The 25,542-nt window shown below is 48.0% G+C and carries 28 protein-coding genes; 4 read left to right on the top strand and 24 right to left on the bottom strand.

Annotation, left to right across the window (positions count from 1 at the left end; genetic code table 11):
* The 5 genes from recJ to ABK447_RS06735 form a co-directional block, all read right to left on the bottom strand.
* Positions 1 to 2,361 (bottom strand): single-stranded-DNA-specific exonuclease RecJ, encoded by a 2,361-nt coding sequence (gene recJ / locus ABK447_RS06755; protein ID WP_033574174.1) that lies wholly within the window; start codon positions 2,359 to 2,361, stop codon positions 1 to 3.
* Between the two features lie 55 nt (positions 2,362 to 2,416).
* Positions 2,417 to 2,743, bottom strand: coding sequence for a lipopolysaccharide assembly LapA domain-containing protein (locus ABK447_RS06750; RefSeq protein ID WP_014418528.1), 327 nt, complete (start codon positions 2,741 to 2,743; stop codon positions 2,417 to 2,419).
* A gap of 63 nt (positions 2,744 to 2,806) precedes the next feature.
* Positions 2,807 to 3,304 (bottom strand): cation:proton antiporter regulatory subunit, encoded by a 498-nt coding sequence (locus tag ABK447_RS06745; protein WP_012118088.1) that lies wholly within the window; start codon positions 3,302 to 3,304, stop codon positions 2,807 to 2,809.
* A gap of 131 nt (positions 3,305 to 3,435) precedes the next feature.
* Positions 3,436 to 5,655, bottom strand: a complete 2,220-nt coding sequence (secDF, locus tag ABK447_RS06740; protein WP_033574175.1) for a protein translocase subunit SecDF — start codon at positions 5,653 to 5,655, stop codon at positions 3,436 to 3,438.
* 36 nt (positions 5,656 to 5,691) lie between these two features.
* On the bottom strand, positions 5,692 to 5,988 hold the full coding sequence (locus tag ABK447_RS06735; RefSeq protein WP_007408189.1) for a post-transcriptional regulator: 297 nt from the start codon (positions 5,986 to 5,988) through the stop codon (positions 5,692 to 5,694).
* A gap of 115 nt (positions 5,989 to 6,103) precedes the next feature.
* On the opposite strand from ABK447_RS06735, the gene spoVB reads away from it, so the two are divergent.
* Positions 6,104 to 7,660 (top strand): stage V sporulation protein B, encoded by a 1,557-nt coding sequence (gene spoVB, locus ABK447_RS06730; RefSeq protein WP_007408188.1) that lies wholly within the window; start codon positions 6,104 to 6,106, stop codon positions 7,658 to 7,660.
* 7 nt (positions 7,661 to 7,667) lie between these two features.
* Here spoVB and ABK447_RS06725 read toward each other — a convergent pair whose 3' ends face one another.
* Positions 7,668 to 8,324, bottom strand: coding sequence for a DUF421 domain-containing protein (locus ABK447_RS06725; RefSeq protein ID WP_032866624.1), 657 nt, complete (start codon positions 8,322 to 8,324; stop codon positions 7,668 to 7,670).
* Positions 8,325 to 8,490: 166 nt separating this feature from the next.
* Here ABK447_RS06725 and ABK447_RS06720 point away from each other — a divergent pair, with 166 nt between their 5' ends.
* Positions 8,491 to 8,877 (top strand): TIGR04086 family membrane protein, encoded by a 387-nt coding sequence (locus ABK447_RS06720; protein ID WP_003152697.1) that lies wholly within the window; start codon positions 8,491 to 8,493, stop codon positions 8,875 to 8,877.
* Between the two features lie 51 nt (positions 8,878 to 8,928).
* Here ABK447_RS06720 and yajC read toward each other — a convergent pair whose 3' ends face one another.
* The 13 genes from yajC to nadB all read right to left on the bottom strand — a co-directional run bounded on the left by yajC (position 8,929) and on the right by nadB (position 19,846).
* A complete protein-coding gene (gene yajC, locus ABK447_RS06715) occupies positions 8,929 to 9,189 on the bottom strand; it encodes a preprotein translocase subunit YajC (RefSeq protein WP_003152695.1) in 261 nt (86 codons plus the stop codon).
* A gap of 30 nt (positions 9,190 to 9,219) precedes the next feature.
* The gene (tgt, locus tag ABK447_RS06710; protein WP_007408186.1) at positions 9,220 to 10,365 is read right to left on the bottom strand and encodes a tRNA guanosine(34) transglycosylase Tgt; all 1,146 of its coding nucleotides are present in this window, start codon (positions 10,363 to 10,365) and stop codon (positions 9,220 to 9,222) included.
* 27 nt (positions 10,366 to 10,392) lie between these two features.
* Positions 10,393 to 11,421: a tRNA preQ1(34) S-adenosylmethionine ribosyltransferase-isomerase QueA gene (gene queA, locus ABK447_RS06705; RefSeq protein ID WP_203249475.1), complete on the bottom strand. Its 1,029-nt coding sequence runs from the start codon at positions 11,419 to 11,421 to the stop codon at positions 10,393 to 10,395.
* Positions 11,422 to 11,446: 25 nt separating this feature from the next.
* Positions 11,447 to 11,647, bottom strand: a complete 201-nt coding sequence (locus tag ABK447_RS06700) for a DUF2905 domain-containing protein (RefSeq protein WP_031378914.1) — start codon at positions 11,645 to 11,647, stop codon at positions 11,447 to 11,449.
* Positions 11,640 to 12,644 (bottom strand): Holliday junction branch migration DNA helicase RuvB, encoded by a 1,005-nt coding sequence (ruvB, locus tag ABK447_RS06695; RefSeq protein ID WP_007408185.1) that lies wholly within the window; start codon positions 12,642 to 12,644, stop codon positions 11,640 to 11,642. The genes ABK447_RS06700 and ruvB overlap by 8 nt, the downstream gene beginning before the upstream one ends.
* Positions 12,645 to 12,654: 10 nt before the next feature.
* Positions 12,655 to 13,260 carry a Holliday junction branch migration protein RuvA gene (gene ruvA, locus ABK447_RS06690; RefSeq protein WP_203249385.1) on the bottom strand — a complete coding sequence of 202 codons (606 nt, stop codon included), beginning with the start codon at positions 13,258 to 13,260 and terminating at the stop codon, positions 12,655 to 12,657.
* Between the two features lie 134 nt (positions 13,261 to 13,394).
* A complete protein-coding gene (locus ABK447_RS06685; RefSeq protein ID WP_015417917.1) occupies positions 13,395 to 13,904 on the bottom strand; it encodes an intercompartmental signaling factor BofC in 510 nt (169 codons plus the stop codon).
* A 132-nt stretch (positions 13,905 to 14,036) separates the two neighbouring features.
* A complete protein-coding gene (locus ABK447_RS20900; protein ID WP_373431975.1) occupies positions 14,037 to 14,156 on the bottom strand; it encodes a hypothetical protein in 120 nt (39 codons plus the stop codon).
* Between the two features lie 133 nt (positions 14,157 to 14,289).
* Positions 14,290 to 14,883, bottom strand: a complete 594-nt coding sequence (locus ABK447_RS06680; protein WP_014721606.1) for a YhcN/YlaJ family sporulation lipoprotein — start codon at positions 14,881 to 14,883, stop codon at positions 14,290 to 14,292.
* 148 nt (positions 14,884 to 15,031) lie between these two features.
* A complete protein-coding gene (safA, locus tag ABK447_RS06675; RefSeq protein WP_015417918.1) occupies positions 15,032 to 16,219 on the bottom strand; it encodes a SafA/ExsA family spore coat assembly protein in 1,188 nt (395 codons plus the stop codon).
* 126 nt (positions 16,220 to 16,345) lie between these two features.
* Complete coding sequence (gene nadA, locus ABK447_RS06670; protein WP_221663824.1) at positions 16,346 to 17,449, bottom strand: quinolinate synthase NadA; 1,104 nt, start codon at positions 17,447 to 17,449, stop codon at positions 16,346 to 16,348.
* Between the two features lies 1 nt (position 17,450).
* Positions 17,451 to 18,299 (bottom strand): carboxylating nicotinate-nucleotide diphosphorylase, encoded by an 849-nt coding sequence (nadC, locus tag ABK447_RS06665; RefSeq protein WP_033574179.1) that lies wholly within the window; start codon positions 18,297 to 18,299, stop codon positions 17,451 to 17,453.
* The gene (nadB, locus tag ABK447_RS06660) at positions 18,281 to 19,846 is read right to left on the bottom strand and encodes an L-aspartate oxidase (protein WP_221663826.1); all 1,566 of its coding nucleotides are present in this window, start codon (positions 19,844 to 19,846) and stop codon (positions 18,281 to 18,283) included. Before nadB ends, nadC begins: the two co-directional genes overlap by 19 nt.
* A gap of 105 nt (positions 19,847 to 19,951) precedes the next feature.
* On the opposite strand from nadB, the gene ABK447_RS06655 reads away from it, so the two are divergent.
* Complete coding sequence (locus ABK447_RS06655; protein ID WP_077392145.1) at positions 19,952 to 21,103, top strand: IscS subfamily cysteine desulfurase; 1,152 nt, start codon at positions 19,952 to 19,954, stop codon at positions 21,101 to 21,103.
* Positions 21,100 to 21,642, top strand: coding sequence for a transcription repressor NadR (locus ABK447_RS06650; protein ID WP_012118101.1), 543 nt, complete (start codon positions 21,100 to 21,102; stop codon positions 21,640 to 21,642). The genes ABK447_RS06655 and ABK447_RS06650 overlap by 4 nt, the downstream gene beginning before the upstream one ends.
* Before the next feature lie 24 nt (positions 21,643 to 21,666).
* On the opposite strand, the gene pheA is transcribed toward ABK447_RS06650, so the two are convergent.
* The 5 genes from pheA to rpmA form a co-directional block, all read right to left on the bottom strand.
* On the bottom strand, positions 21,667 to 22,524 hold the full coding sequence (pheA, locus tag ABK447_RS06645; RefSeq protein ID WP_003152668.1) for a prephenate dehydratase: 858 nt from the start codon (positions 22,522 to 22,524) through the stop codon (positions 21,667 to 21,669).
* A gap of 13 nt (positions 22,525 to 22,537) precedes the next feature.
* Positions 22,538 to 22,981, bottom strand: a complete 444-nt coding sequence (gene thrR / locus ABK447_RS06640; RefSeq protein ID WP_007408173.1) for a transcriptional regulator ThrR — start codon at positions 22,979 to 22,981, stop codon at positions 22,538 to 22,540.
* Positions 22,982 to 23,034: 53 nt separating this feature from the next.
* Positions 23,035 to 24,321 (bottom strand): GTPase ObgE, encoded by a 1,287-nt coding sequence (gene obgE, locus ABK447_RS06635; protein ID WP_007408172.1) that lies wholly within the window; start codon positions 24,319 to 24,321, stop codon positions 23,035 to 23,037.
* 31 nt (positions 24,322 to 24,352) lie between these two features.
* Positions 24,353 to 24,931: a sporulation initiation phosphotransferase B gene (locus ABK447_RS06630; RefSeq protein WP_007408171.1), complete on the bottom strand. Its 579-nt coding sequence runs from the start codon at positions 24,929 to 24,931 to the stop codon at positions 24,353 to 24,355.
* Between the two features lie 317 nt (positions 24,932 to 25,248).
* Positions 25,249 to 25,533 (bottom strand): 50S ribosomal protein L27, encoded by a 285-nt coding sequence (gene rpmA / locus ABK447_RS06625; RefSeq protein WP_003152662.1) that lies wholly within the window; start codon positions 25,531 to 25,533, stop codon positions 25,249 to 25,251.
* Positions 25,534 to 25,542 lie beyond the last annotated feature (9 nt).

Raw genomic sequence — 25,542 nt, 5'->3', positions numbered from 1 at the left:
CTATGTCCTCCTCGTACTTTCATAAGCTTCTGAACCTTGGTTCATCAGCTTATTCAGCCATTCCTTCAGCTCATGGGCTGCGGAATAATTGAGCTTCTGGTCTAATTCCATCAGCTGCTGTTTTACCTGATAGGTTTGCGAATCTGCCAGGTCGCGTTTTTTCGCGCCGCTCACGACAGACAGCACACCATCTTCTATTTTAACAAAACCGAGATCAAAAAACACCTTTGTCATGAAATTGATTGTGTCAATTGACCATCCTCTGTGTCTCGCAAGCTCTGAACCATGCTTGCCGAAGTCAAAAGCGCCCCTTTTCAAGAGAAATGCGTAAAACCACTTGAAATCATTCCGCGATGGAAATGAGGACAGGAAATGTTCTTCATGATTGATAAAAACAAAATAAATCCGTTCCGGCTTCTTTCCGTCAAGCAAATGCTGCAGGCGATCCGCTGACGGCGGCACATCCAGAAAAACGGCATATTTTCCGTCAAGCTGGAGAGCTTCCGCCTCGGATTCCGAAGTGATACCGGCCAGCTCGCCCGACAGCTCTTTTGCATGGAGCTTCTGAGCGGTTTTTTCGTTAAAGCTGATGAGCACCCGTTTTTCCTTCGGCAGCGCGGTGACCGTGTCTTCCCACGTCCGCTTGCCCCTGATATCAAAAAGCTGCCATTCCGGCACCGCAGCGTCTTTAATCATCAGCTGGGGCTTCTTTCTGTTGTTCCATTCATTAATAGACATCTCGCCGACAATGGAAATCGTTGATCCGGGGACAACTCCGGCTTCAAGCTCTCCTTTGTTAAAGCCGACGCAGTCAAGGACGGCGGAATCACTTTTTACCGTCATTTTCACGTGGTTTTTATTCGCTCCGATCAGGCGCACATCATCAAGCACCGCATTTTTCACCATCACATGCGGTTTAGGGTTAAGCATGCCGAACGGCGACAGCATATTCAATTCTGTAATGCTTTCAACGGTTATGTCTTCAACGCCGCAGACAAGATCAACCTCCTGAACGGGAATAAAATCCTCTTCCGTAAGGGTTTCTTCAGCCATTTGATTCAGCCTGTCCCTTAATTCCGCCACATCTTCAGCCTTCAACGTCATTCCTGCCGCCATCGGATGCCCGCCGAAATGAGGAAGAATGTCTCTGCACTGTGAAAGGCTCGTAAACAGGTTGAAGCCTCTGATGCTTCGCGCCGACCCTTTAGCGATTCCCTGCTCCTCATCTATCCCAAGCACAACAGCGGGCCGGTAAAAACGTTCAGCCAGCTTCGATGCGACAATACCGACGACTCCCGGGTTCCAGCCGGCTTTTGCCACTACAATGGCAGACGGGTTTCCGCCTTGCTGCTGAACCATTTCAACAGCCTCTTCGGTCATGGTTTTCACCATTTTCTGCCGCTCTTTATTCAGCCGGTCAATATCCGAAGCCAGTTCCTCCGCTTCAAACTGATCTTCGGTCATCAGCAGATGGACGGCGGGATCGGCCTGTTCTATTCTTCCGACGGCATTGAGCCTTGGCGCGACCTGAAATCCGATCGTTTCCTCATCAGCTTGTCCGATATCTCCGCCGGAAAGCTTAATCAGGGCTTTGAGGCCCGGCCGATTTGTCGTCCGAAGCCTTTCGATTCCGAGTGACGCAATTAATCTGTTTTCATCATGAAGAGGCACCAGATCTGCAACCGTACCGATTGCCGCCAAGTCCAGCATAGCTTCCGGCAAAGAACCCGTAAGCGCGTGGGCAAGCTTAAACGCCACACCGACGCCGGCCAATTCTTTAAACGGATAGCCGCAGCCCGGCTGCTTCGGGTGGATGATCGCAAATACGTCAGGAAGCTCGGGTCCCGGCTCATGGTGGTCGGTAATAATGACGTCTAAGCCCAGCTCTTTTGCGACTTCAGCTTCATGGACGGCGGCGATTCCCGTATCCACTGTAATGATCAGCGAAAATCCCCGCTCTTTTATGGAGCGGAAAGCTTGTTCATTCGGGCCGTAGCCTTCTGTGAAACGGTCGGGAATATAAAAGTCAACGTCCGCCGACAGCTGTCTGAGTGCCGTCAGCATCACCGACGTGCTTGTAACGCCGTCTGCATCGTAATCTCCGTAAATCATAATCGGTTCCCCTTGAGAAACCGCCAGTTTTATCCGATCAACTGCTTCCCGCATTCCCTTTAATTCATACGGGTCATAAAAGTCTGCATCCTTTGTATGTAAAAACAGCCTTGCGCTTTCGGCAGTATCAAAACCTCTTTTTACAAGCAGTGATGCCACAAGAGGTGTTATGTCCAATTGTTCTGTGAGTGATTTGACTTTTTCCTGATCCGGCTGCTGGATTTCCCAGCGCATTTTTGACGCTAACATAAATTCACCCCTCAACCACCCTATTATACTAGAGCGGACTGAGGGGTTTCAAATGTTATTCTGATCCTTTTTTCTCTTCAAGCATTTCTTCCGGCGGCGCGGCTGTTTTTTGGCCGTCCGAATCAGCCGTCAATTCACCTGCGGATCTGTTTTCTTTCCGCAGCATTTTAATTTCGCGCTTCAGCTTCATCACTTGAAAGATACCGGCCGAAAACACGATCAGCGCTCCCATTAACACAGAGCCTAAAATGACTAAAATCAGCGGCCATTCAGCGGTTCCGAACAGATAATCAACCTCAACCGCCCGCACGTTAATGACAGCAAAGATGGCGACAATCAAAGTAAATAGTAAAGCGAATATAATAGTCCATTGTTTATTCATGCGTCTGCCCCCAATTGTTCATTCTTATCTTTTCCCCCATTTTCCCGGGAGTAAACCCCGGTCTCAGGAAATCCGGGCCGTTAACTGCTCGCGGACCAGCTTTTTCAGTCCGCTCCTTTCTCCCGATATGACGAGGGTGTCCCCTTCTTCAATTACGGTATCAATGCCGGGGCTCAGCTGTTTTTGCCGGTTTTTCTTTACGATCGCAATAATCTGGACGTTGTAATGTTTCTTGATCTCCAAATCTCCGATTGTACGGCTGACAGCCGGTGCATGAGATTCGGCTTTAAACCACTCAATGACGAGGTCATCAAGCGCGACTTCCACAGATTCCAGCGCTTTCGGCTTATACGTCATACCACCTAAAATAGCGGAAATCTGCCTCGCCTCTTCGTCGTTAAATTCAACGGATGCCAAGCATTCGTCATGATCATTCTCATCGAAGTAATAGAGCTCTTTTCTGCCGTCATCATGAAGAATAATACTGATTTTATCGTGATTTTTCGTAATGACTTCTACTTTCTGGCCGATGCCCGGAAGCTCCGACTCACGAACGTTCATAAGAACCCTCCTACATGTTTTTACAATGATGATTGATTATGTAAGCGTATGTCATTATAGCAAATGCAGGTTTTAAGTTCAATGCGGCCTGAAAAAACAGGCTGCCTTCCGGAAGACAGCCTGTTCCCATTTTACTCTTCGATTGATTTTTTCCCTTTAAATTCTTTACCTTTCCATACAAGCCACAGCTGCGCGGCGATGTAAAGAGAGGAATAAACGCCCGTCAATAAACCGACCAATAAGGCGACGGAGAAGTTTGTAATTGACGATGAGCCCAAAATGAGCAGCACGACGACAACAATCACAACGGTCAAGACCGTATTGATCGAACGTGTAAAGGTTTGCTGCAAGCTCAGATTCACGATATGTTCCAGATCGGCAAATGACTTCGGCTTGCGTTTTTTCATCTGCTCGCGTATCCGGTCAAATGTAACGATCGTATCATTTATCGAGTAACCAATTATGGTGAGAATAGCGGCGATAAAGGTTACGTCAACCTCCAGCCTTGTAATGCTGAAAAACGCGACGATAAAGAAAGCGTCATACAGCAGGGATACAATCGCGGCGATAGCCATTCTGTACTCGAAACGTATTGATACGTAAATAATGATGCCGATTGATGCAATGGCGACAGCATATAAAGCATTACGGGCCAGTTCTTTTCCGACTGTCGGCGATACCGTGCTGACGTTCGGTTCAGATCCGTATTTGTCCTTAAAGTACGTTTTGATTTCAGCGATTTTTTCTTTAGATGGCTCTCCGACAAACCGGGCCGCGGCAACATGGTTCTCTTTACCAGAAAGCACGATGTTTTCCGGCTCCATGCCGAGAGAATCAAAATCTTTTTCAACCTGATGCGCCGTCAAAGAATGATTGCTCTGCACGTCAATCCGCGCGCCGCTTGCAAAATCGATTCCCAGGTTGAGCTTAAAGACCAGTAAGATGATAATTCCCGCAATGGTTACAGCGCTTGAGAAAATAAAGAAATATTTTCGCTTGCTCGTGAAATCCCATTTTTGGAATGCCGTATGCGGTTCAGTATTTTCATCCGTTTTTTGAATGTCCATAATATGTTTTTTCTTGACGCCGAACCAGCTTTTTTTCCGGTCAAGCCATCTGCTTTCCACGAGAAGGGAGAGCAGGAATCTTGAAAGGAAGACAGCTGTAATAAAGCTTGTCAGAATTGACAAAATCAGCATCGTCGCAAACCCTTTTACAGAGCTTGTCCCGAAAATAAAGAGCACGACCGCTGCGATGATCGTTGTGATGTTCGCATCGAAAATCGTCGCGAATGACCGTCTGTTCCCTGAACGGAAAGCTGAGCGGACGGATTTGCCGAGCTTCAATTCTTCTTTTATCCGTTCATAGGTGATGATGTTGGCGTCAACCGCCATCCCGACACCCAAAATGAGCGCCGCAATACCCGGAAGCGTCAGCACCGCCTGCATCCAGTCAAACACTTGAAGCGTAATATACACGTATACAGAAAGCGTAATTACCGCTATGAGTCCAGGCAGTCTGTAATAAAGCAGCATAAATAAGAAAACAATTGCAATACCGATAATGCCGGCCTCTACCGTATCATGCAAAGCCTGCTGTCCGAATTGCGCCCCTACTGAAGTAGAGTATTTTTCGGTCAGTTTCACAGGCAGCGCGCCCGCGTTTAAAATATTGGCCAAATCCTTCGCTTTTTGAACGGTAAACTGGCCTTCAATTGTGACATCCTTCGTGTTTAATTCCTGGCTCACATTCGGAGCGGATACATATTTCGGATGTTTTTTGCCGACTTCTTTTTTAAATGAATCGCCTTTTTGGTAATCAAGCCAGATCACAAGCTGATTATTAGGCGCCATTTTCTTGACTTTTTTCGTCACTTCGCCGAACTTATCCGCATCCTTCAGCTTAACGCTGACAATCGGTTCGTTCGTCGTCGGATCAAAGGTTTGCTTCGCGCCGTTTTCCACGAGATCAGAGCCGTTTAACAACTCTTTATCATTCGTATCCCTGAACGAGAGCTGCGCTTCCGTTGACAGAATTTCGCGCGCCCTGTTCTGATTCGTGACGCCCGCCAGCTGTACGCGGATGCGGTTATTTCCTTCAATCTGAATATTCGGCTCGCTTACGCCGAGAACGTTAGCCCGGCGGTTCAGCGCCTGCACCGTGCTGACGAGCACGTCTTTTGTGATTTTATCGCCTTTTTTGACGGGCTGCACATCGTACAGAACTTCAAACCCGCCGCGTAAATCCAATCCTAACGTAATATTATTGGCAGCCGGTTTTGTAAAATACCCCAGCCCTGTGCCGATCAATAATACGATCAGGAAAAACGCAATCAAGCGTCCTTTTTTCATTATGTATTTCCTCCTTAAACCTATGCCGTCAAATCATTATCTCAGCAGTTCATCTAAAGCTTCCTGACCCTCATCGCTTTCCAGCCAATTAGACGACTTAAAAGCTTCAACGGTTGCATAGTTCATAAAATCGCCAATTTTAACTGATAAAATATGACCGGCCAATTCATGCAGCGGCAGTTCCTTTTTCTGTTTCCACTTTTTATGTATTAAGTATGACCATAAACTCTCGTGCTCAACATCATCGTATCCGAGGATTTTGAACTCTTCAAGTTTACTGTACAAGAAAGGCCGCAAATGATCTTTGTACATTTCGGCGGGATGTTTCTCCACTGGGCGCTCGCTCCTTTTTCCATTTTTCTCGAAGACTTGTCATGCTCGGACGACATCGGCGCATATCTTTATTGTATATGATTCCAGGTAGTTTGAGAAGGCAGGGGTTTATAAAATGGCAAAACAGACTTTTTTAAGGGGCACTCTTATTCTCATCGCAGCCGGGATGATTACGAGAATGCTCGGCTTTGTCAACCGGGTGGTTATCGCCCGGTTTATCGGTGAAGAAGGGGTCGGTTTATACATGATGGCTGCCCCGACATTTTTCTTGGCCACCACTTTGACTCAATTCGGCCTCCCCGTTGCCATCAGCAAACTTGTCGCTGAAGCAAGCGCGCGGGGGGACCGGCAGAAAATGAAACACATTTTAGTGATGTCGCTTACCGTCACCGGGATATTAAGTCTCATCTTCACGCCGCTGTTTTTATGCTTTGCGCCGATTATGTCCGAAACGATGCTGACGGATCAGCGCACGGTTTACCCGCTTCTGGCGATTACGCCCGTCGTGCCGATTATCGCGATCTCCAGCGTGCTGCGCGGTTACTTTCAGGGCAGGCAGAATATGAACCCGCTGGCGTTTTCCCAAGTACTTGAGCAGATCGTGCGGATTTCACTTGTCGCAGTCTGCACGACGGTGTTTCTGCCGTACGGGATTGAATATGCCGCAGCCGGAGCCATGATTTCGTCTGTCATCGGGGAGCTTGCCTCTCTTATTTATTTATTCATTTGTTTTAAAGCAAATAAAACAATCAGAATCAGAAAACAATTTTTCAAGTCGATCGCAAATGGAAAAGAAACATTCCGCCAGCTGATGAGCGTGTCGCTCCCGACAACCGGAAGCCGCTTCATCGGAAATTTATCTTGGTTTTTTGAACCTATTGTCGTCGCGCAAAGCCTTGCGATTGCAGGAGTGGCCACCGCTGCCGCCACCAGCCAGTACGGGGAGCTGACCGGATTTGCCATGACGGTTTTGACGCTGCCCAGCTTTATAACCTATTCTCTGTCAACGGCGCTTGTTCCTGCGATCAGTGAAGGAATGGAGCAAAAAAAGCTGCAAGTTGTCGAATACCGTCTGGAACAGGCGATGCGGCTGTGTCTTTTAAGCGGAGGCATTTCGGTGGTTATTTTATTCTCTTTCGCTGATGAACTGATGTCCGTCATGTACGGATCAACTAATGCGGCGGTATTTGTTAAAGTGATGGCGCCGTTTTTTCTGCTTTATTATTTTCAGGGGCCCCTTCAGGCGGTGCTGCAGGCTCTCAATTTAGCCGGGGCCGCCATGATGAACAGTTTTATCGGCGCCGCTGTCAAAACTGGCCTAATTTTTGTTTTGGCGACCAGGCCTTCCTTGGGCATCATGGGCGCCGCACTTGCGATTGTAACGGGGATGGTTCTTGTCACCCTGCTGCATGCGGCCACCGTAAGCAAGGTGCTTCCGATCAGCATTAAAATAAAAGAATACGCGCTCTGTTTTGCCGTCATATTCATTTGCGGCTATGTCAGCCGCATCATCAAACACGCCGTTCATTTTTCAGGGTCAGAGGCTGTTAATCTCACAGGCTGGATTGCAATGACCGCGATTTTGTACATTGCGCTTCTTCTGTTATTCAGGCTGATTAAAAGGGAAGAGCTGATCCGGATTCCGGTCATCGGCAAGTTCGTGACGCGGTGAAACCGATTCATGGCTCCCCTTTTTCATCTTTAAGATCAATAAAAAAAGCGCCGTCCGTAAACGTGCAGAATGATATAACCGAAAGATCGCGATATCCTCTTTTTGCTAATTTTTTTTCGAGCCAGTGTTTATCTTTCCCGATTCTGTCCAGATGCTCGTTCTGAATGACCCCGTCAACGATAAGCGATGTTTCCATCTGCTTATCCTTATTGTCTTTCTTTTTGACGATCGACAGTTTGCCTGAAGACTCCAAAATGGCATATGACACGTCAGAGATTCTATCGATGTTATTCTCCCTCAGCTGCATAAGAAGATCGTCAAAATTGTAGCGCTGCGATCTCATCGCCCGTTCATCAATTTTTCCCTGTTTTATAATAATGGTGGGTTTTCCGTCAAGCAGCTGCCGTATTTTTTGGCTTTTGAGCGAAATAAAAGCAAGGCTTACTTGAATAATCATCAAAACGACAATCGGCACAATCGTATGCAAAAGCTTATCTTTTACATTTTCAATTGCCAATACGGCAATCTCGGCAATCATAATGGAGACGACAAGGTCTAAAATGCTCAGTTCTCCGATTTCCCGTTTTCCCATCAGTCTGAAAATCACAAGAATGATAAAATAAAGCACAATCGTACGAAACGTAATAATGAAAATATCTTCCATATCGCACCTCCAACGGTCATAGCATTTGCCATCGGCTCTGAATTATGTAAGAAACGGGCTGAACATCATGCATTTACGTCTAATTCGAACATTCAGAGAATACATTTAGAAAAAGACGGGCTCCGGCTTGTCATATATCAGGCCGCAGGGCGGAGAGGAGATAAAAATGGAAGAAACGAAACAAGTGGGAAGAGGCGTCTTGTACGGCTTAGTGGCTATCTTTGCGGTGATGCTTCTTACGAGTTTGGCGATTTCGCTTTTACTGACGGTTACCTCAATGGAAGAGTCATCTTTCAGCTGGCTGATCACCGCGCTTTCCTTTCTTTCTTTATTTGCGGGCGGTTTTATATCGGGCGGCAAAGCGAAGGAAAAAGGCTGGATGATCGGAGCGTTAACCGCCGTCTGTTTTTCATTAATCATCTTGCTGTTTCAATATTTAGGGTTCGGAAAAACGTTTACATCCGGTCAGCTTTTGTTTCATCTCGGCTTTTTGGGAGTCAGCATGCTGGGCGGCATTTTCGGAGTGAATTTGAAAGGAAGCAGATCAGCGTAATAAAAAAAGAGCGGATTCTCCGCTCTTTTTTTGTATGTATGAGCTTCGCTGTTATTCAGCGGAAGCTTCTCTGATTGCGCGGCGGTCAAATGTTAAACGGGTGTTATCACCTGTTTTAATGACGACCTTGCTTTCATCAATTGAATCAACAGTGCCGTGCAATCCTCCGATTGTCACCACTGAATCCCCTTTCTTCAGCTCTTCCTGCATCTGGCGTACGGCCTTCTGCTGCTTTTGCTGCGGACGGATGAGCAGGAAATAAAGCACTGCAAACATTAAAATAATAGGAACGATTGTACCTAAAGTACCCATCTGTTTCCCTCCCTTCAAGAATGGTTTTATTTAGAAGCTTTTCGCATTTGGCTTATTATAGCCGTAACGCTCAAAGAACTCTTCTCGGAAATCACCAAGACGATCCTCTCGGATGGCTTGTCTGACCTGCTCCATTAAGTGTAACAGAAAATGAAGGTTATGGTAAGTTGTTAATCGAATTCCAAACGTTTCATTACAGCGGATCAAATGTCTGATGTAAGCGCGGGAGTAATTTTTGCATGTATGGCAGCTGCACTCTTCATCAATCGGACGGAAATCACGCTCATATTTGGCGTTTTTCATATTCAGACGCCCTTCATTCGTAAACACCGTGCCGTTTCGGGCAATCCGGGTGGGCAGTACGCAGTCAAACATATCCACGCCGCGGATGGCGCCGTCAATTAAGGCATCCGGTGAACCCACACCCATTAAATATCTCGGCTTGTCCTTCGGTAAAAGCGGAGTTGTAAACTCAAGCACTCGGTTCATGACGTGCTTCGGCTCGCCGACAGATAATCCGCCTATGGCATAACCCGGAAAATCAAGGGAAACCAAGTCTTTTGCACTTTGTGTCCGCAGGTCTTCGTATTCTCCGCCCTGTACGATTCCGAACAACCCCTGCTCATCTGAGCGCCCGTGCGCCTCCAGGCAGCGTTCCGCCCAGCGGCTGGTCCGTTCCACAGAGCGTTTCATGTAATCATACTCTGCCGGATACGGCGGACACTCATCAAACGCCATCATGATATCAGAGCCGAGGGCGTTTTGAATTTCCATCGCTTTTTCCGGAGATAAAAACAGCTTGTCTCCGTTTAAGTGATTGCGGAAATGAACGCCTTCTTCTTCTATATTACGAAACTTGCTCAATGAAAAGACCTGAAAACCGCCGGAATCCGTTAAAATCGCGCGGTCCCAGTTCATAAACTTATGAAGCCCGCCCGCTTCTTTTACAATGTCGTGTCCCGGGCGGAGCCATAAATGGTACGTATTGCTTAAAATAATGCCCGCATCCATAGATTTCAGCTCGTCCGGAGACATCGTCTTTACCGTAGCAAGCGTGCCGACCGGCATAAATACAGGCGTCTCAAAGGAGCCGTGGGGCGTATGGACTCTGCCCAGGCGCGCTCCCGTTTGTTTGCATTCCTTTATAAATTCATAACGTATCGGTTGTTCAGCCACTTTGTATGAGGCCTCCTGTCATTCAAATTAGATAATCAGCATGGCGTCGCCAAAGCTGAAGAAACGATATTCCTCTTCTACCGCATGACGGTAGGCGGAAAGAACATGCTCTCTGCCGGCAAGCGCAGAAACGAGCATGATAAGGGAAGATTTCGGCAGATGAAAATTGGTGATCATGCCGTCAATCGCCTTAAATTCATATCCCGGATAAATGAAGATGGACGTCCAGCCGCTTGAAGCGGTAAATACGCCGTCATGCTCGCCGGCAATGGTTTCCAGGGTGCGCGTGGATGTCGTCCCGACCGACACAATGCGCCCTCCCGCCTTTCTGACCTCGTTTAAAGAGGCGGCGGTTTCTTCCGTCATTTCATAAAATTCCGCGTGCATGTTATGCTCTTCCACATCATCCGCACTGACCGGGCGGAATGTGCCGAGTCCCACATGAAGTGTGATAAATTCAATCCGCACACCTTTTTGCTTCAGCTCGTCCAGAATCTCTTCCGTAAAATGAAGTCCGGCCGTCGGAGCTGCGGCAGATCCGATTTCTTTTGAAAAGACGGTCTGATACCGTTCTTTATCATCAAGCTGCTCTTTAATATAAGGAGGCAGCGGCATTTCACCGAGTGATTCAAGCACTTCGTAAAAAATCCCGTCATACCGGAATTCTATTTTTCTGCCTCCGTGATCAAGCTCCTCCGTGCAGACCGCTGTCAGCCGGCCGTCGCCAAATGTCAGGACCGTTCCTTTTTTTACACGTTTCGCCGGCTTTACGAGCGTTTCCCATGTATCATTTTCTTCCTGTTTTAATAACAGAAGCTCCACTTTCGCTCCCGTATCTTCTTTTGTGCCGAATAATCTTGCAGGCAGCACACGGGTATTGTTCAAGACGAGGCAATCCCCTTCATTAAAAAAGCTTACAATCTCTTTAAATGAACTGTCCGTCAGCCCGCCCTTCTGTTTGTCGAGCACCATCAGCCGCGATGCGTCACGCTCTTTCAGCGGCACTTGGGCTATGAGGCGTTCAGGCAGTTCAAAATCAAATAAATCGACTTTCATCATTTCACCTTAATTCTGTCTATTGTTATTTCATTCTGCCGAAAAAATTAAGCAGAATGGATAGTATCACACTGATCACAATACAAGTGACAACGGGAAAGAAAAATGTAACATTTCCCTTCTTAACGAAAATATCTCCGGGCAGCCTTCCGACAAAGTGCCAGACTGCGCCGGCAATAAGCAAAACGGCACCGAAAACCATGAGAACCTTCGGAAAGTCAGTCACGGGCGGGCGCCTCCAATCGAAAATGTTCATACACAGCCGGAGTCACGACCCGTCCCCTCGGCGTCCTCTGAAGAAATCCGATCTGCAGCAGATACGGTTCGTACACATCCTCTATTGTATGCGGTTCTTCGCCGATTGTCGCGGAAATCGTATCAAGACCGACGGGACCGCCGCTGAATTTTTCGATCATGCCCATCAGCAGCTTATGGTCGATATGGTCAAGGCCGAGCGCATCGACTTGAAGACGTTCGAGCGCGTCGTGAGCGATTTCTTCCGTAATGCGGCTGTCGCCGAGCACCTGGGCAAAATCTCTCACCCTTCTGAGAAGCCGGTTTGCAACCCGCGGCGTTCCCCTTGACCGTCTGGCGATTTCCAGAGCCGGTGCTTTTTCGATATCCACTTCAAAAACGTCAGCCGTTCTTGACACGATATCTGTCAGCTCTTCCTGCGTATAGTATTCAAGGCGCGACAGCACCCCGAACCGGTCTCTGAGCGGTGCGGTCAATAATCCGACCCTTGTCGTCGCTCCTACAAGCGTAAAAGGGGGAAGGTCGAGACGAACGGAGCGGGCGGACGGGCCTTTTCCAATGACGATATCAAGGCAGAAATCCTCCATCGCCGGGTACAGCACTTCCTCAATTGAGCGGTTCAGCCTGTGAATTTCGTCTATAAACAGCACATCCCCTGGTTCGAGCGCCGTCAAAATGGCTGCCAAATCCCCCGGTCTTTCGATGGCGGGACCTGACGTCGTCCGCATCTCCACACCCATCTCATTGGCCACGATAGACGCAAGCGTTGTTTTCCCGAGACCCGGAGGCCCGTATAAAAGAACGTGGTCCAGCGTTTCCTGCCTCATTTTCGCCGCATCGATAAACACGCGCAGATTTTCTTTCACCTTCTTTTGGCCGATATACTGGGCGAGATTCTGCGGCCTGAGGCTTTGCTCGATTATTGATTCATGGCTGTCTGCTTCACTTGAAACGAGCCGTTCATCCATGAACATCACCTTACTTTAATAATTTTTGCAATGCTTTTTTCACATATTGATCTGTTGAAAGCGCCGTTTCCTCTTTTAAGTGAGGAAGCACTTTTTTAATTTCTTTTTCGGCGTAGCCGAGAACCCGGAGCGCTTCAAGCGCCTCGTCAAGCGCCGTTTCAGCCTCTTGTTTTTCAATGCGCGCTTCATGATTGAACAGGTTGTCAATCATTTCAGGCACGACGTCGGCCAGTTTGCCTTTCAAATCAAGAATAATCTGCCGCGCCGTTTTTTTGCCCACACCCGGAAATTTCAACAAAAAGGCTTCATCTTCCTGTTCGATCGCTTCGATGACGGCTCCGGGATCACCGGAACCGAGGATGGCGAGCGCCCCTTTCGGCCCGATGCCGGTGACGTTCAGCAGCTTTGTAAAAAGCGCTTTTTCTTCCCGGGTTGAAAAACCGTACAAAGAAAAGGCATCTTCTTTTATATGATGATACGTAAAAATGGTCTCTTGATTGCTTACCTTATAAATAAACGGATTCGGAGTGAAGACCTGATAGCCGATTCCGCCGTTTTCAATCACGATGTATTGGGGAGATACATAATCAATCGTCCCCTTCACGAATTCAATCACACCTATTCACCTCTTTGACTGCTTATCATTGTAACACAAAAACAGCCAAAGTCTTATAGAAAAGTTAACGTATGTTCGCTCTGACACCTTCCATTCAGAAAAAAAAGACATGTGTCACATGTCTTGCGTCAAAGTCAGCCGCTGTAAGTCTTAATATGATCGATCACGCTCTCAAACTCCGCTTTTGTCCTGTACGGTATGCCGTGTTCCAAGTGCTTTTGCAATCGGCTTTCCAGTCTTTCTATATCAATCTGGAAGAAAGATTGAATCGGCTCGGCCAGCGATCCGGGACGGCCGTGAAAAGTGGAGATGACGCCTCCGTCCGTGACGCCGATATAACCGTTAACCTTACTGAGCGGGGAAATGTCATCAACATGCTTACGGAAAAGGACGAAGCCTTTTTTCTGCTCAACGAGCGTCCAGCCGGCATATGAGGCCCAAAAATCCTCCATCGCCAAAACGGTTTCATCCGTATGTTCGATGCCGACATCACCGTCCAGATAGACCTTTTCCAGCTGGACGTGCACCCGAAGCGGCCCGTAATGCTCAACCTCCGCCCCGTATGCGCCTTTTCCTCCGCAAATCAGGACTGCAGCCGATAAGACAAGCATAAACAATAGACGAGCACCGCAAATTCGTTTCACCAATAACACCTCTTTATTCAATCAAACTCTTGATGCTAGTTTGACCAAAGATGCCGGTGCTTAATCGTTTTCTTTCATTTGTCTGTTTCAGCCGAAAAAAAGCAGCTCTCTATATGAGGGCTGCTGCGATGATTATGCCCGGCCGGCTGAAATCAGTTTCATTTGTCCGGGCGTCAGTTTGAGCCGGTATCCCCTTACGGTCAGATACACAGTTTTTGCTCTGCGGCTTTTGTCATGCTCCGTTTTTTTCATCCCGGCCCCTCCGTTACGTTTTATTACTTTTATGTTAACACCGCAATATAAAGAGCGCTTTAAGAATATGTAAAGAAATGATGAAGCTTTATCCATAAAAATACTGCCGGATGATATCATCCGGCAGTCCCGTTTAACGGCTGTTTCTGTTCATGTCTTGCAGCTTTGTAAAAGTAGCGTTGTCGGTAAACACTTGAATTGTACGGCCGTCCGCGAATTTTTTGGCCGCATGTTTGACATGTTTATCATCATTCTTCGTAAAAGGATGATTTGTTCTGACGGCAATGACGACTCTCGTGTCAGTCACGATGACCTGACTATCCTGTACGCCTTTTACTTTTTTCACGCGGTTTGCAACTTTTGCCGCCAACCTGATGTTTTCGGCGTTGTCATACCCATTATAAGACATTGCTGCCGGCGGCGTATTGACATTTCGGCCGTTATATGTGCCGTCCGTCGTTAACGGAACCCCGTCATTAGGCGCGTACTGATCAGACACGTTTGTCGTATTATGACGGCCGTTTCGGTTTTCCATCATTTCAGAAACGGGTCCTTGATGATCCATTCCATACTGGCCTCTGCCGTTACCATTATCATTCGAATAATATCCGACCGGACGTGTTGACTGGTTGTAGCGTCCGTCATTCATGGCATTATTTGCTCCGCATGCCGTTAAGCTTGCCGTCACGGCTAAAACGCCCGCGATCGTCATCAGTTTTTTACCCAATGGAAAAACCCCCCGTGGATTCATCGCTGTTTTGAGCGTTTTCCGCTCATGTTTAGGATGCGCGGCGGGCGGCGGGTTTAAGCTTGTCAGTTATGTCCATTCCTCAGTTGGACATAAAAAAAGGAACGACATACATCGTCCCGAAACATTAATCTTCTTCTTCCTCCGGCCGTCCGAATACTTGATTTGGACTCGGCTGATTCGGCGCGGCATTAGGATTTGCTCCGCCGTAAGGCATAAAATATCCGGCGTTTGCACCCATATTCGGATACGGCTGCACAGGCATATTTGCGTGATGGTGATGTGAACCGTGGTGATGGTGGTGATGATGTGAATCATGGCAGCCGCAATCATCATCCTTATATTTCCCATCATGATGAGGCGCGTTTGCGTAATGTGACGAATATCCGCCGTAATACGGCATTTGACCGTACGGAGCACCGCCGAAACCAGATGCAGAACCATCATAATGCTCTGCATTTTCATGGGCCTGGTTTTCAAATTCACCGTAACCCGCTTGCGGCCCAAATCCCGGATGATGGAATCCGTACGGTAACGGCATCGGCATTACCGGAAAGCCTCCAAAACCTCCTCCAAAACCGCCGAAACCTCCGCCTACCGGGAAGCACGGATGGCATAGTCCCGAACCCGGCAGCATCGGTGTCACCGGAACCGGACAAGGACAAGGCATGCACGGCATCGGGTAATGCATAAAAGACGGTTCAACGGCCGGCATATTCGGAAACGGGACATTCGGAATGTTTGGCATGTTCGGCAGATGATAAGCGGCGTTTTCTTCTTCCATCTTTCCGGCTTCAGGCGCCTTTGGCATATTCGGGTAATTCGCGTTTTCCATGTTGATCATTTCCTCCTGTTGTGGAATGTTATTGTCATGCTCTTTTTCTTTCGGCTCGACAAAATGTGTCACCGGTTCCTCCGGCTTAGGAGGCGACCACGGCTGAAACAGCTGATTGGACGGGTAATATTGGTTCATATCAGCTTCCGGCAGCACATTTTCATGCTTTTCAGGGATTGGCGGCACATACGGAATTGACGGCTTTGGTTCTTCCGGTATGGTGTCTTCAATGTCCACAACTGATTTCGGTTTTTCTTTGGCATATGGATGCTCATGCTTATGCGCAGACGTTCCGAAGCCGGCCTTAGGTTCTTTTCTGACCGGAACGGCTTCTGAAGGCACCTTTATCTTCATTCCAGGCATAATTAAGTCTGGATTGCTAAGCTGATGATTCAGTTTTTTTAACTCTTCAAGATCAACTCCGTATTTTTCAGCTATTTTCCAGAGCGAATCGCCTTTTTGAACGATATGAATTTTCAACGTTTTCCCCTCCTATGCACAAAACGTGAACGGTACATTTGTCATTACAATACGTTTCTTCACACTATATGCCGATGGACTGGGCATGATGATAAAAAATTTGGGAAGGAGGGGAAATTTTTATAATTACGTATGACTCAGCATTCTGTTCAAAGCACGAAGCGCTTCTGTCCGAACCGCTTCCGGAACTTTAATGACACCCTTCGGCTCGCCTTTTTCAAGCTGCTCAAGCGACCACAATAAATGCGGCAGGTCGATTCTGTTCATAGTCAGACACGGACACATATCGGGATTCAATGATTCAATCTGTTTATCCGGATGCGAGTGAATGAGGCGCTGAACAAGATTCATTTCCGTGCCGATCGCCCATTTGCTTCCCGGTTCAGCCTGTTCGATCGTATCAATAATATATTTGGTAGACCCGCTGTCGTCACTGAGCGAGACCACTTCCCGCGAACATTCCGGATGAACGATAATGCGGATGCCGGAATCCCGCTGCCTCAGCTGAGAAATATTTTCCGCTGTAAACTTTTCGTGTACGGAGCAATGCCCTTTCCAAAGGATAACCTTAATGTTTTCCGGATGGTCAGTAAGCAATCGGTTCTGCACCGGGTCCCATACAGCCATTTCTGTCAGCGGAATGCCGAGGTCATAGGCCGTATTTCTGCCTAAATGCTGATCCGGTAAAAATAAAATCCTCTCTTTTTGTTTAAAAGCCCATTTCAGCACACTCCGGGCATTTGAAGAGGTGACGGTCGCTCCCCCGTGCCGTCCGACGAATGCTTTAATTTTCGCCGTCGAGTTAACATATGTTAACGGAATGATGGTGTTACCGTACAGTTCTTGAAGCTCTTGCCATGCTTTGTCCGTCTGCTGAATATCTGCCATATCAGCCATCGAGCATCCGGCGCGCATGTCGGGCAAAATGACGGTTTGGTTATCATCAGTCAGCATATCAGCGGTTTCCGCCATAAAATGCACGCCGCAAAACACAATATATTCCGCCTCTTTATTTTTTTCTGCCACTTGAGCGAGCTGCAGGGAGTCACCTGCCGTATCGGCGAATTGTATTACTTCGTCTTTTTGATAGTGATGCCCCGGAATGAACAGGCGCTTTCCGAAAGCCCGTTTAATGGCGGCGACCCGCTTTTCCATTTCTCCTGTGCTCATGTCTTTATAATGGCTCGGCATCATTTCGGCTGATGCAGTTAGCACGTCAAAAATAGACATCTTAAAAATCCCCCTGTTCCGCAGCCTCAACATCCATGCTGATGTCGGCGCTTTTTACTGAATGAGTCAGAAATCCGAGTGAAATATATTGGACCCCCGTTCCTTTATAAGCGGGCAATGTGTCGAGCGTTATGCCTCCGGATGCTTCCGTTTTGATATGGCCCGGTGTCATACCTGCAAAACGCCGGACGGACTCAGGCGGACAGTTGTCAAACATAATAACGTCTGCACCCGCTTCTATTGCCTCGAGCAGCTGCTGTTCGGATTCGATTTCGACTTCCACCGCAAGCATCTGCCCCGCCGTTTTTCTTGCCCGCTCCATGGCCGCCCTTATCGATCCGCAGGCGGCAATATGATTATCTTTTATCATGATGCCGTCATATAAGCCGAAGCGATGATTAAAGCCGCCTCCGACCCGAACGGCGTATTTTTCCAGCATTCTGAGCCCGGGTGTCGTTTTTCTCGTATCACAAAGCTTGATAGTCGGATCATCAAGACGCCTTTTGGCCTCATCCGTCATTGTCGCAATGCCTGACATTCTTTGTATGAGATTCAGAATGACCCGCTCCCCCGTAAGAAGTGCCGCCGCCTGGCCTTCTATTTCAGCGAGCACGTCTCCTTTTTTCATCCGTTCTCCGTCTTTTTTCAGGGAGCGGATGCGGATATCATCGTGTAAAAGCTTCCATCCTTCACGGATAACGGCTTCTCCGGCAAACATGCCGTCTGTTTTTGCGATGATTCGCGCTTTACATTGCTGATCAGAAAAAATCGCTTGTGACGTCGCATCACCCGTTCCGATATCTTCCTGAAAAAAATGAGTCAGCATTTGTTTCAGCTGCAGAATGTCCATAGTTCCCCAATCCTTTCGTTTTTTCTGATAGCTGTTCCAGATGTTGAATGAATGATTTGTTTTCCGTGCCACTTTTTCTCCGTCCCGGGAAAATCAGCGCGAAAATGAGCCCCCCTGCTTTCTTCCCGAATAAGGGCTGAGGTCACAACAAGTTGCGCAGCCTTCCATAGGCAGGATAGCTCGGCTTGTTCTATTGTGATTTCCTTCACATTTATATGACGCACAGATACGTTGTTAAGCCAGGATGCCAGCGCCTGCATGTTTTCTTTTTCCCTGACAATGCCCGCTCCGGTTGTCATTTTGGCTTGGAGCACATGAAGCGTTGTGTCCGGCACTTGTAAGATGACGTCAGATTTCTTCGGGGTTTTTTTATATCTTCCGTTTAACGGTGTTTGAATGATATGTTCAGCACATCGTTGCCCGCTTGCCAGCGCTTCCAGCAGTGAGTTGCTCGCAAGGCGGTTCGCCCCGTGCAATCCTGTGCAGGCGGTCTCGCCTATGGCGTACAAATCAGGCACGGACGTTTTCCCCCAGGTATCGGCTTTTACTCCGCCCATTAAAAAATGCATTCCGGGTGCTACAGGAACCCCGCTTTCAAGATCAACACCGGCTGTTTGACAAATTTCTGTTATGGTCGGAAAACGTTTCTTAAAATCGGCTATTCGGCTGCAATTTATAAAAACAGGATTTTCTTTCATCATTTCTTCATAAATCGCCCGTGAAACCACATCCCGGGGCGCCAAATCTTCAAGCGCGTGTCTGCCAGCCATGATCCTGCGCCCGAAGCGATCCGCTAAATATCCGCCTTCTCCTCTCACTGCTTCAGAAATCAGGCCGTACACAGTCCCGTTTTTCACAAGGAGGGTCGGGTGGAACTGGGTGAACTCCATATCCGTGATCTCAGCTCCCGCGCGGAAGGCAAGAGCGATGCCGTCTCCCGTTATGGCGGAATCATTTGTGTGATATTGGTACAGACTGCCGCAGCCGCCTGATGCAAGCACTACACAATCCGCTCTTCTGTAAGAAACGGCGCCTGAAGCATCCTTTACGGCAACACCTGCGCATCGTCCGTGTTCAATCAGCAGATCAACAACCGTCTCGTGTTCAATGATCCGTATGCCGTCCCTCACCTGCTGAACCAGAAACTCAACCAACATCCGTCCGGTCGCATCTCCCCCGGCGTGCAGAATTCTCCTTTTGGAATGAGCGCCTTCCCTGCCGAGACAAAACGTTCCGTCCGACTTCGTATCAAAAGGGAAATGGCCTTCTATCAGCCTGTTTATCATGCTCTGTCCGCTTTGCAGCAAATGCCGCACGGCTGTCACGTCATTGTGTCCGCATCCCGCATACAGTGTATCGTTCACATGGGATTCTATCGAGTCATCTTTTGCGTATGAAACAGCAATCCCGCCTTGAGCATAATGCGAATTGCTGTTCGTTACGTTTCTTTTTGTGATGACGGTCACTTGGTATGACGGAGGAAATGAGGAAGCACAGGCAAGGGCCGCCGTCCCCGAACCAATGACGATAATTGTTTTTTCAGACATACATCAACCTCCCGTTACGTTTACACCTGTCTTGACACCTATATTTACACAACGATAAAATAAACTCAAGCTTTTTTTAACATAAACGGATAGGAGACGGGCTGTATGATTTATCTTGATTACGCGGCGGGAGCGCCTTTAAGCAAAGAAGCCGCGAAAGTCTTTCAGCATCTCAGCACAGAGGTATACGGCAATGCAAGCAGCCTTCATGACGCCGGAGGAAGAGCGGCGGACGTGCTGGAATATTGCAGACATTCTGCAGGAAAATTGATCGGCGGAGCGGCAGACGGCATTTACTTTACAAGCGGCGGAACGGAAGCGAACATCCTGGCCGTCCAATCATTGCTGCACGGCCTGCCCGATCACAAAAAACATTTTATTACGACCGCAATGGAACACCATTCGATCCATAATGCCGCTGCGTTTTTAGCTGACCGTGGAATTGATGTCACCATCATATATCCCGACGAAAACGGCCTTATAACCGAGGACATACTGGCGGCTCATGTCCGTCCTGACACGGGGCTCGTTTCCATACAGCACGCCAATTCAGAAACCGGTCTCATCCAGCCTGTGAATCGTCTGGCCGCTTTTCTTCACCAGAGAAACATTTTGCTGCATTGCGATTGTGTTCAAAGTTTCGGCAAACTGCCGATTGATGCGGATCAGGCGGGAATCGACGCCCTTTCCATCTCCGGTCATAAAGTATACGGCCCGAAAGGCACCGGGGCTGTTTACATTCGGCCCGGTGTCAGCTGGAACCCGGTTTATCCGCATACCGTGCATGAAAACGGGTTCAGGCCCGGTACGGTGAATGTGCCGGCCATCGGCGCTTTTACCGCTGCTGCGGAGTATGCAGTGAAACATATGGAGGAACACCGTGAGCATGCTGACAGGCTGAGGAATTATTTGTATGACCAAATTCGGCGTCAAGGCCTCCCCATTTCATTTTCAGAGGAAGAAACCGGCGGTGAATGCCTGCCTCACATTGTCGGGTGTTTTTTTCACTCCGTTGAAGGACAATATATTATGTTAGAATGTAATCGTAACGATATTTGCATCTCAACCGGGAGCGCATGTTCCGCCGGCAGCCACGGCCCTTCTTCAGCTATGAAGGCGCTGGGAAAAACCGAACGGGAAGCGCGGCAGTTTTTCCGGATCTCATTCGGAAACGAAACAACATGTGAACAGCTCGATATGCTGATACATACATTTACGGCGCTATGGGAGCAAAAGAAAGGAGAATCAGCAATTTGACAGAAGGAACGAAGCTTACTGGGGAGAAAAGACGCGACATGCTGCTTCATTGGCTGAAAGAAGCCGGCTCGCCATTAACAGGAGGCGAATTGGCCAAAAAAGCAAATGTCTCAAGACAGGTGATCGTGCAGGACATATCGCTTTTGAAAGCAAAAAACGAGCCGATTATCGCGACGAGCCAAGGCTACTTATACATCAGCATGAATGCCGGCGGCGAAAAAAATGCCGAACGGATTGTCGCCTGTCTGCACGGCCCGGAGCGGACGGAAGAAGAGCTTGCACTCATTGTCGATGAAGGCGTCACAATAAAGGACGTCATAATTGAACACCCCGTATACGGCGATTTAACCGCCGCCATAAGAGTCAGTACACGGAAAGAAGTCAAACAATTCATGGATCACATTAACTCGACAAATGCCGCTTACCTTTCACAGCTAACCGGAGGCGTGCACCTCCATACGTTAAGCGCCCCGACAAAAGAGCGGATTGACCAAGCCTGCCAAGCGCTGGACGACGCGGGTATTTTAATAAAAGATTAAAAAAAGCCCCCTGAAGGGCTTTTTTTATATCGAATAGGATTGATATGTTCCCAGAAGCTTGACCCGGCAGCCGAGGGCTTCCATCTCTTGAACGGCACCGGGAATGAGAACCTGATCCATCGCCTGTTCAATATCAATAATAAAGAAATAGTTGCCGAGACCCGTTTTTGTCGGGCGCGATTCGATCTTTGATAAATTCAGGTTTCTCCATGAAAAAGCCGACAGCACCCTGTGCAGCGCACCTGATTGGTCATCTTGGGGAAGCGTTACCATCATCGTCGTTTTCGGCCGTGAAGACAGTTTCGCATTCACTTCGAATGAGACGTCTTTTTCAGGCGAAAGAATGACAAATCTCGTGTGGTTGTCCTGATAATCCTGAATATCCCGCTTCACGATGCTCAATCCGTATGTAGCGGCGGCCATTTCATTTGCAATCACGCCGATCGGAAGGTCCGAATGCTCACTGACATACTTGGCAGCCGCACCTGTTGACTTCGCATACTCATAAGGAACGGACGAAAAATGCCGGTGAAGAAATTTGTGGCATTGCGCAATCGCATGGGAATGAGAATAAATTTTCTCAAGCTTTTTCCACTCATTTTCTCTCGAAGGGTGAACGAGCAGATGCTGGTGAATCGGCAGCGTCATTTCCCCCACGATCGCAAGAGGCTGCTCATGAATCAAATAGTCAATCGTTAAGTTAACCGAGCCTTCCAGCGCGTTTTCCAAAGGAACAAATGCAAGATCAACTTCTCCCGCAACCGCCGCATCCATGCATGCCGGTATTGTTTGATAAGGTGCTTGTGTCACGCTGTTTTGAAAGCAGGAACTGACTGCTAGATGTGTAAATGTGGCTTCTGGCCCTAAATAACCGACTTTCATGTCTCTTCTCTCCTTACGCGCCTGACCCTAAGATCTCAACTTTTTCTATAAAATCAAATTTTCTCAGTTTATTCATTAACGTATGAATGTTTTCTTCCATTGCGGACGTACTGATTGAGAGCGTGACATTCGCCCTGCCCTGAAGCGGAATCGTCTGGTGAATGGAAAGCACGTTGCTTCCTGAGTCAGCCACCGCCTGCAAAAGCTGGGATAACGCGCCTGACCGATCCTCCAAATGAAAGAAAAGTGTGATTATTTGTTCTTTAACCATCGTGTAAAAAGGGAAAACCGCGTCTCGGTATTTGTAAAAAGCGCTTCTGCTTAAATCGACTTTCTGCACGGCATCTGCAACCGATTCAGCCTTTTTTCTGTCGAGCAGCTTTTTGACTTCAAGGGTTTTCCGCATCGCATCAGGCAGAACGTCTTCACGCACTAAATAAAATGTCTCTTCTTTCACCTGCACCCCTCCCTTTTACATCAGAGAGCCTGCATTGCAAGCTCTCCGTTTTTTTAATCAATAAATTCAAATTCAAATTCCAGAAGCCGGATGATATCGCCGTCTTTAGCACCGCGTTCTCTGAGCGCTTCATCAACGCCCATACCGCGCATCTGTCTTGCAAAACGCTTGACGGATTCGTCACGGGAGAAATCAGTCATTTTAAAGAGACGTTCCAGGCTGTCACCTGAAAGCACAAACGCGCCGTCCGGATCACGGGTAATGTTAAATGGAATTTCTTCGTCTTCCATCGTGTACATTACGCGGTTTTCCGCCAGTTCTTCTTCATCATACAGCGGGAATTCAGGCGTTGTTTCCAGCTGGTTGGCGACTTCAAACAGAAGATCGCGGAGCCCTTCTCTCGTCACAGCGCTGATCGGAAAGACAGGGTGATCATCCTGAAGCTTTTCTTTAAACGCTTTAAGATTTTCAGCCGCTTCGGGCATGTCCATTTTATTCGCAACGATAATTTGCGGACGCTCCGTCAGCCGCAGATTATATTCACTGAGCTCCTGATTAATGGTGACATAATCCTCATACGGATCACGGCCTTCCATCGCTGACATGTCAATGACGTGAACGATGACGCGCGTCCGTTCGATATGGCGGAGAAATTGGTGGCCTAAGCCGACTCCTTCATGCGCTCCTTCAATCAAACCGGGCAGATCCGCCATGACGAAGCTTCTTCCGTCATCCGTTTCCACCATGCCCAGATTCGGAACAAGCGTTGTAAAATGATAATCGGCGATTTTCGGCTTTGCCGATGAAACGACAGACAGAAGCGTAGATTTTCCGACGCTCGGGAAGCCGACGAGGCCTACGTCTGCAAGCACTTTCAGTTCAAGCACGATATAGCGCTCTTTTCCGGGCTCTCCGTGCTCTGACAGCTGCGGTGCCGGGTTGGCCGGTGTCGCAAAGCGGGTATTTCCGCGTCCGCCGCGTCCGCCTTTTGCGATGACGGCGCGCTGCCCGTGCTCTGTCAGATCGGCAATGACCTGTTTTGTATCGTCATCCGTTACGACTGTGCCGGGCGGAACTTTAACAACCATATCGTCCGCATTTCTGCCGTGCTGGTTTTTAGACATGCCGTGCTCGCCGCGTATCGCTTTGAAATGCCGCTGGTACCGGAAGTCCATGAGCGTGCGCAGTCCTTCATCAACCTCAAAAACGACGTCGCCTCCATTACCTCCGTCACCGCCGGCAGGCCCGCCTTTCGGCACATATTTTTCACGGCGGAACGCAACCATTCCGTTACCGCCGTCGCCGCCTTTTACATATACTTTCACCTGATCTACAAACATAATATCCTCCGTTCTAAACCGTAAAAAACCGCTAGTTCATTCCAATTTCGGCCACACATTCATGGCCGGTCAGCTCAAATTGCATGACATCAAAGTCCTCATGCCGGGATTTGCGAAATTCATCAAACACATCTGCATTTGCAATCGTTCCATGAAAATCGAGATATACAATAAGCTGTCTGTCAGGGTGATCCGTCTGCAGCGATACGGTCAGATGATTTTCACTTTCATTGTTTACCGCCAGACCGAACAGATGAAACAGTTTTCTCATCAGGTTCGACAGCTTTTGATCATATGCCGATAAATCTTTAATTTCTCCGAGCACTTCGTATTCGAGCCTCATATAACGGGACTTCCAATTAAATGTAAGAAAGTCAAACGCCAAGTGCGGGGTTTTCAGGTTTGAGAGCTTTGATTCGTGCTTTGCATCTATGACCATTTCGTCAATAATTTCAACGACCCTGTCATACTTCTGCAAACTTAAGTTTCCTTTTATCAGCTGCAGCTTATTCATCCAATCATGACGGAAATGGCCCATTAATTGGATCAGCTCATTGATCAGAGCCGCATCGCTTACAGGTTCTTCTTGTTTCTTCGATACATCCTTCATTTTCGCACTCCCAATCGTTTAATTTCTTTTTAGGAGTCTTGATAAGTGTGTACTATGAATTATAACAGAGAAGGCTTTGTTAAAAAAACACTTGTTTTTCCTGGTTCATCATGTTCCTTTTTCGGATCGCATACAATGCGGATGCCAGGCAGAAACATTTTTGGTATCACTGCTTGGGGAACATATCCAGTGGGTATGGGAAGCTGATGTCCTCATTCAAGGCGGGGTTCACTCACGCATCCTCTGCTTTTCATTCTTGATGTTACTCCGCTTACTGCAAAAAAAACTCCAGTCAACGACCGGAGTTTTTTGTGTCATTATTGAGCTACAGGATATACGCTCACTTTTTTGCGGTCACGGCCGAAACGTTCGAATTTAACAGTTCCGTCGATTTTAGCAAAAAGAGTGTCATCTCCTCCGCGGCCCACGTTTTCACCTGGGTAGATTTTCGTTCCGCGTTGACGGTAAAGGATAGATCCGCCTGTTACGAATTGACCGTCTGCACGTTTAGCGCCTAAACGTTTAGATTCAGAGTCACGTCCGTTCTTTGTAGAACCTACACCTTTTTTAGAAGCGAAAAACTGAAGATCTAATCTAAGCATGTAACTCAC

Source organism: Bacillus sp. hwrm1, assembly GCF_040207805.1.
In the GTDB taxonomy this organism is placed as follows: Bacteria; Bacillota; Bacilli; order Bacillales; family Bacillaceae; genus Bacillus; species Bacillus velezensis.
Note: the sequence above shows the minus strand (reverse complement) of the source record. Positions and strands in the feature narration are given on the sequence as shown.